Raw genomic sequence first — 6,327 nt, forward strand, 5'->3', positions numbered from 1 at the left:
CGAGTCAATCCGCCGTCGCCACAAGGGGTTCGAGGGTGAGATCGGGGTGTTCCTTCTCGATGTACTGCAGCCGCCATTTGTCGCTGAACAGGGCGAGGAGTGCGCCGTCGGAACGGGTGAACACCTCGACGCCGCGCTGACGGTCCAGTTCGGGTGCGCTGGCGGCGTCGGTGCGGCGTGCGAGGGAGTAGCCCAGGGGTTCGATGGTGGTGGCGACGTTGAACTCGGACTTCATCCGGGCGGTCACGACCTCGAACTGCATCGGGCCCACCGCGGCGAGCACCGGCGACGCGTCGCCGCGCAGGTCGTTGCGCAGCACCTGGACGACGCCCTCGCTGTCGAGCTGGTCCATCGCCTTGCGGAACTGCTTGTATTTGTCGGCGGTGTTGACCCTCAGAGCCGAGAAGTGTTCCGGGGCAAAGGACGGGATCGGCGGGTACTGGACCTTGGGGTCGATGAAGAGGGTGTCGCCAGGGGCCAAGGCGGTGGCGTTGACCAGGCCGACGACATCGCCCGGATAGGCGACGTCGACCGTCGAACGATCCCGGCCGAACACGGCCTGGGCATACTTGGTGGCGAACGGCTTCCCGGTCTGCGCATGCATGACGACCATGCCGCGTTCGAACTCGCCGGACACGATCCTCATGTACGCCAACCGATCTCGATGGCTGGTGTCCATGCCGGCCTGCACCTTGAAGACGACGGCGCTGAACGGCTCGGTCACCTCGCGCACCCGACCGTCCACATCGGCTCGGCCGGTCGGCGCGGGTGCCAGTTCGACGAGCGTCTCGAGTAGCTGGCGCACACCGAAGTTGAGCATCGCCGACGCGAAGATCATCGGGGAGGTCTGACCGCCGAGGAACAGTTCCTGGTCGTGGTCCTGGCCCATCTCGGAGAGCAGTTCGCTCTCTTCGAGTGCCGTGGTCCACTCATCGCCCTCCCGTGCGGCCGCGGCGTCGGCGTCCATGATCTCTTCGGGTGCGACCTTGGCGCCGCCCGCGGTGCGGGTGAAGCGGATGTACTGGCCGGTGCGTCGATCGAGCAACCCGCGGAAGTCGCCGGCGATGCCGACGGGGAAGTAGAGCGGTGTGGGGGTCAGGCCGATGCGTTCGGTGATCTCGTCGATCAGTTCCAGGGGCGTCTGCCCGGGACGGTCCCACTTGTTGATGACGGTGACCACGGGGATGCCGCGATGACGACAGACCTGGAACAGCTTGAGCGTCTGCGGTTCCAGGCCCTTGGCCGCGTCGATGAGCATCACTGCGGCGTCGACGGCGGTGAGCACACGATAGGTGTCCTCGGAGAAGTCTGCGTGACCGGGTGTGTCCACCAGGTTGATCACGTTCGGCACGTCCGGGTCGGAGTGATCGCCGGAGTAGTTGAACTGGAGGGCGGTCGAGCTGACGGAGATCCCGCGGGCCTTCTCCATCTCCATCCAGTCCGAGACCGTCGATTTACGGCCGGCCTTGCCGTGGATGGCGCCTGCCTCGCTGATCATGCGCGCGTGAAGCGCCAGCGCCTCGGTCATCGTCGACTTACCGGCGTCGGGATGACTGATGATGGCGAAGGTGCGGCGCCGTTTGACCTCGCCGGCTACGTCAGAGCTCACCCGTCGAAACTACCGTCGGACCCGTTCACCGGGCAAAACGCGTCGGGGTCACGACACAGGCGTTGCCACGGGTCAGCGGACCCGTGGCAACGGTTGCCGACGACGATCGGTCGGTTATTCGAACGGGACCGGCGGCAGCTTGACGACCTGCGACGCGTAGCTGAGTCCGGCGCCGTAACCGAGCAGGAGTGCGGTGTCGCCGGGTTGTGCGGCGCCCGTGGACAGCAGTTCCTCCATCGCCAGCGGGATCGAGGCGGCGCTGGTGTTGCCGGTGTGCTCGATGTCGTTGGCCACCACGGTGCCCTCGCGCAGCTTGAGGTTCTTGGCGAGCAGGTCGTTGATCCGCGAGTTGGCCTGGTGCGGGACGAAGACGTCGAGTTCTTCGGCACCGATCTTCGCGGCTTCGAGCGCACGCTGGGCGACCTTGCCCATTTCGAAGGCGGCCCAACGGAAGACGGCGGTGCCCTCCATGCGCAGGTACGGGCGTTGGGTGCGGTCGCTGTCGAGGAAACTCACCCAGTCGATGTCCTGGCGGATCGCGTTGAACTGCGACCCGTCGCTACCCCAGATGACCGGTCCGAGCTGCTGATCTTCGGTCGGACCGACGACGACCGCGCCTGCGCCGTCGCCGAAGATGAAGCAGTTGGTGCGGTCGGTCATGTCCATCGTCACCGAGAGCTGCTCGGCGCCGATGACGAGCACATGGGTCGCACTGCCGCCGCGGATCATGTCGGAGGCGACGGCCATGCCGTAGCCGAAGCCTGCGCATCCGACGGTGATGTCGAAGGAGGGGACACCGTTTGCGCCGAGCTCGGTGGCGACCGCCGTGGCACCTGCCGGGGTCAGCAGCAGATGGGTGTTGGTCGCCAGGATGACGGCGTCGATGTCGGATCCCGACAGCAGCGCGTTCGCGATCGCCTTGCGGCCGGCGTTGACCGACATCTCCATCACGTTCTCGTCGCGCCGGGCGAACCGACGCGTCTTGATGCCGGTACGGGTGTAGATCCACTCGTCGGAGGAGTCGATTTGTTCGCAGATCTCGTCATTGGTGACGACGCGTTCGGGGCGATATGCACCGATGCCGAGCATGCCGATGTTGTTGATCCCGGCGGTGTCCGCGATGACAGCCATGAGTGTCCCTTTCACTATGTGACCCGCCATAGACGGTCTCACACCCTGGGCCTACTGGGAAGTAGCCCCGTGCTCGGCGGACCGACCGCCGATCATGGCACGGTACCGTTCCCGGTCTGCCGTCATCTGATGCCCGGGGTCGTCGGCGGGCGGCTGCCATGTGTACGTCTCCGACGGTGCGAAGCTCAATCGCCCCGACGTCAGGTCTTCGACCACGCCGGCCAGCCAGGTCAGCTCGGCGCGGGCCTCTGCGCCCCACAACTCCATGCCGCGCAAGGCGTGCGGGGGTGCGTAGGGGTGGTCGTCCGGTGAGATCGTCTCGGGGATCTCCGACACGGCTGCGGTCAACGCGGTCAGGCGGGTGCGCAGCCACGCGGCGGACTTGTCTGCGTCCACCATCGGTAGGAGTCCGAAGGCGGCGTGCAGGTCTCGTCGGTCGAAGATGTCGACCGTGGTGACCGCGGACTCGATCAGCGAGTCGAGTTCGACACGACCGTCGGCGGTGAGCTCGTAGACCGCCACCTCACGCGACCCGTCGGACAGATCGTGGCGTCTGAGCAGGCCGTTCGCGGTCAGTCGAGTCAGGCCGTGATAGATCGATCCGGGATTGAGGTTCCCCCAGCGGTCGACCTGCCACGACATCAGTTCTCGACGGATCTGATATCCGTTGACCGGCTCGAAGAGGCCCACCGCCCCCAGCAGCAGCATCCGAGTCGTCGTCGCGCCCATGACACCCGAGCGTAGGACGTCGTGACCGTTCGGGGGACGAGGACCGGATCTGTCCGCAATTCGATGAATCCTTGACATCAGGCAAGTCGGACCCGGAGAAGGCTGGAATGGCCGGATTCGGCAACGCGCCGAGCGTCGGAAATCTGCGTTGACTTCCGACGTTCACACAGGGATAGTCGTAGGTATTCAAAATTGAACACTGTCCCGGATGCGGGACAGGGCTCGGGCAGTTCAGCGGCCAGAAGGGAAACACATGATTCACGCACGCGGACTCGTGCAGACATTTCACACGGGTCGGGGGAAGCAGAAGCGGGAGGTCCGAGCGGTCGACGGTGTCGATCTCGACATCGCCGAGGGTGAGGTGGTCGGATTCCTCGGGCCGAACGGCGCGGGCAAGACGACCACGCTTCGCATGTTGACCACCTTGCTGCGTCCGACCGCGGGTACAGCCGTCGTGAACGGATACGACGTGGTCACCGAATCGGTCATGGTGCGGCGCAGTATCGGCTACGTGTCGCAGGCAGGTGGCACCTTCAGTCAGGCGCAGGCCGGTGACGAGGTCGTCGACCACGGGATGCTCTATGGGCTCTCGCGCGCCGAAGCCACTCGGCGGGGCAAAGCACTGTTCGAGGATCTGCAGCTCGACGGACTCTGGGAACGCATGCCCAAGAACATGTCCGGCGGTCAGAAACGTCGCCTGGACATCGTGATGGGGCTCGTCCACGAGCCGACACTGGTGTTCCTCGACGAGCCGACCACCGGTCTGGACCCGCAGGCCCGCGCCAACCTGTGGGAGCACATCCGCCGGTTGCGAAGTGAGCGCGGCGCGACGGTGTTCCTGACCACGCACTACCTCGACGAGGCCGACGAACTGTCCGACCGCATCCTGGTCATCGACAACGGGCGGATCGTTGCGGCCGACACCTCCGACAATCTCAAGGCGCAGGTCTCCGGTGACCTGGTAGACCTCGAGGTCGCCGACGGTTCGATGGTTGCCGTGTCGGCGGAGAAGCTGGGCAGGATCGCCACCACCGTGGAAACCGACGGTCGCCACGTCCGCGGCCGCGTGCAGCGTGCCGGACGACAGGTGCCCGGACTGCTCCGAGATCTCGAGACATCAGGTGTCGCACTGGATTCCATCGAGGTCATCCGTCCGACCCTCGACGACGTCTTCCTCGCCCTCACCGGCCGCTCGCTTCGCGACGCGGAAACCGAGACCGAACAAGCCGACGACCCGGCCGACACCCCGACCCCGACAGGAGCACAACGATGACCATCGACACAGAAGCGCGCCACCCGGTGGCCGTGCTGCCGAAGGGAAATTTCTTCCGGGAGAGCTCGATCGTCTTCCGCCGCCAGATCCGCATGAACCTCCGCAATCCGGCGTGGGTGCTGATCGGCGTCCTCCAGCCGGTCCTGTATCTGGTGCTGTTCGGGCCGTTGTTGAAACCGCTGGTCAGTTCGTTCCCCGGCGGTTCGGACAATGCGTACACCTTCCTGGTGCCGGGATTGTTGGTGCAGCTCGGACTCTTCGGCGCGATGTTCGCCGGATTCAGCCTGATCGGCGAATGGCGTGAAGGCGTCATCGAGGCCGAACGGGTGACCCCGGCGAGTCGCACCGCCCTGCTCTACGGCCGGCTGTGGCGCGACATCCTGCAACTGTTCGTCCAGGCGGTCATCCTGGTCGTCCTCGGCTACCTGATGGGGATGCGCGGTTCGGTCGTCGGTGTCATCGTCGGTATCGTGATCACCCTGCTCGTCGGAGGTGCGTGTGCCGCAGCATCCAATGCGGTGGCCCTGACCACCAAGAGCGAGGACGTGATGGCGCCGCTGATCAACATGGTGATGATGCCGGTGCTGTTGCTGTCGGGGATTCTGCTGCCGATGACGCTCGGACCGACGTGGCTGCAGAAGATCAGTGACTTCATGCCGTTCCGGTGGATCGTCGACGCGGTCCGCGACAGCTTCGCAGGCGATCTCGCATCGTCGACCCTGACCTGGGGGCTGCTCGCCGCGGTGATCCTCGCCGCGCTCGGAACCTGGTGGGGGACCGCGGTGTTCCGGAAGGAAAACGCTTAGCGGTACGTATGACGAGTGGGTAGTCGCAGCGTGATCGCCTAACGGCTGTTGCGCCGGTCAAACCGCGGCACCTTCGGGTACGCGAGTAGATGCTGGGGTGCCCGCTTGCTGGTCGAGTAGGCGCCGAGGCGCCAGCCGAGGCACCGTATCGAGACCAACGCTCTCGCACCAGATCTCGATACGCGGCCTCGCTAGCGCTCGGACGCTACTCGATCAGCGGACGCGGGGCTGATTCCTCCGCTGGTCGAGTAGGGGCTGGGGTGCCCCAGTTGCTGGTCGAGTAGGCGCCGAGGTGCCCCACTTGCTGGTCGAGTAGGTGCCGAGGCGCCAGCCGAGGCACCGTATCGAGACCAACGCTCTCGCACCAGATCTCGATACGCGGCCTCGCTAGCGCTCGGACGCTACTCGATCAGCGGACGCGGGGCTGATTCCTCCGCTGGTCGAGTAGGGGCTGGGGTGCCCCAGTTGCTGGTCGAGTAGGCGCCGAGGTGCCCCACTTGCTGGTCGAGTAGGTGCCGAGGCGCCAGCCGAGGCACCGTATCGAGACCTGCGTTTTCGCACCAGATCTCGATACGCGGCCTCGCTACGCTCGGACGCTACTCGATCACCGGGCACGGGGCTGATTCCTCCGCTGGTCGAGTGGGTGCTGAGGTGCCCCGCTTGCTGGTCGAGTAGGTGCCGAGGCGTTAGCCGAGGTGCCGTATCGAGACCAACGCTCTGGCACCAGTTCTCGATACGCGGCCTCGCTGCGCTCGGACGCTACTCGATCAGCGGACGCG

The 6,327-nt window shown here is 65.7% G+C and carries 5 protein-coding genes; 2 read left to right on the plus strand and 3 right to left on the minus strand.

Features of this window, described 5'->3' with window-relative positions:
- Positions 1-4: 4 nt before the first annotated feature.
- The 3 genes from AAFP35_RS20770 to AAFP35_RS20780 all read right to left on the minus strand — a co-directional run bounded on the left by AAFP35_RS20770 (position 5) and on the right by AAFP35_RS20780 (position 3,469).
- Entirely contained in the window at positions 5-1,609 is a 1,605-nt protein-coding gene (locus tag AAFP35_RS20770; RefSeq protein WP_419223539.1) for a peptide chain release factor 3, read from the minus strand.
- A gap of 114 nt (positions 1,610-1,723) precedes the next feature.
- Positions 1,724-2,740: a beta-ketoacyl-ACP synthase III gene (locus AAFP35_RS20775; protein WP_419223540.1), complete on the minus strand. Its 1,017-nt coding sequence runs from the start codon at positions 2,738-2,740 to the stop codon at positions 1,724-1,726.
- Positions 2,741-2,791: 51 nt separating this feature from the next.
- Positions 2,792-3,469 (minus strand): PadR family transcriptional regulator, encoded by a 678-nt coding sequence (locus AAFP35_RS20780; RefSeq protein ID WP_419223541.1) that lies wholly within the window; start codon positions 3,467-3,469, stop codon positions 2,792-2,794.
- A 253-nt stretch (positions 3,470-3,722) separates the two neighbouring features.
- Between AAFP35_RS20780 and AAFP35_RS20785 the strand changes: the two genes are divergently transcribed.
- Both AAFP35_RS20785 and AAFP35_RS20790 read left to right on the plus strand, forming a co-directional pair.
- Positions 3,723-4,742: an ATP-binding cassette domain-containing protein gene (locus tag AAFP35_RS20785; protein WP_419223542.1), complete on the plus strand. Its 1,020-nt coding sequence runs from the start codon at positions 3,723-3,725 to the stop codon at positions 4,740-4,742.
- Positions 4,739-5,548 carry an ABC transporter permease gene (locus AAFP35_RS20790; protein ID WP_419223543.1) on the plus strand — a complete coding sequence of 270 codons (810 nt, stop codon included), beginning with the start codon at positions 4,739-4,741 and terminating at the stop codon, positions 5,546-5,548. The genes AAFP35_RS20785 and AAFP35_RS20790 overlap by 4 nt, the downstream gene beginning before the upstream one ends.
- Positions 5,549-6,327 lie beyond the last annotated feature (779 nt).

Origin of the sequence: Gordonia sp. CPCC 206044 (assembly GCF_048537895.1) — a bacterium.
Taxonomy (GTDB): Bacteria; Actinomycetota; Actinomycetes; order Mycobacteriales; family Mycobacteriaceae; genus Gordonia.

Coding starts and splice junctions, on each gene's coding strand:
- AAFP35_RS20775 (WP_419223540.1), bottom strand. CDS start 2,740: ATGGCTGTCATCGCGGACACCGCCGGGATCAACAACATCGGCATGCTC.
- AAFP35_RS20780 (WP_419223541.1), bottom strand. CDS start 3,469: ATGGGCGCGACGACGACTCGGATGCTGCTGCTGGGGGCGGTGGGCCTC.
- AAFP35_RS20785 (WP_419223542.1), top strand. CDS start 3,723: ATGATTCACGCACGCGGACTCGTGCAGACATTTCACACGGGTCGGGGG.
- AAFP35_RS20790 (WP_419223543.1), top strand. CDS start 4,739: ATGACCATCGACACAGAAGCGCGCCACCCGGTGGCCGTGCTGCCGAAG.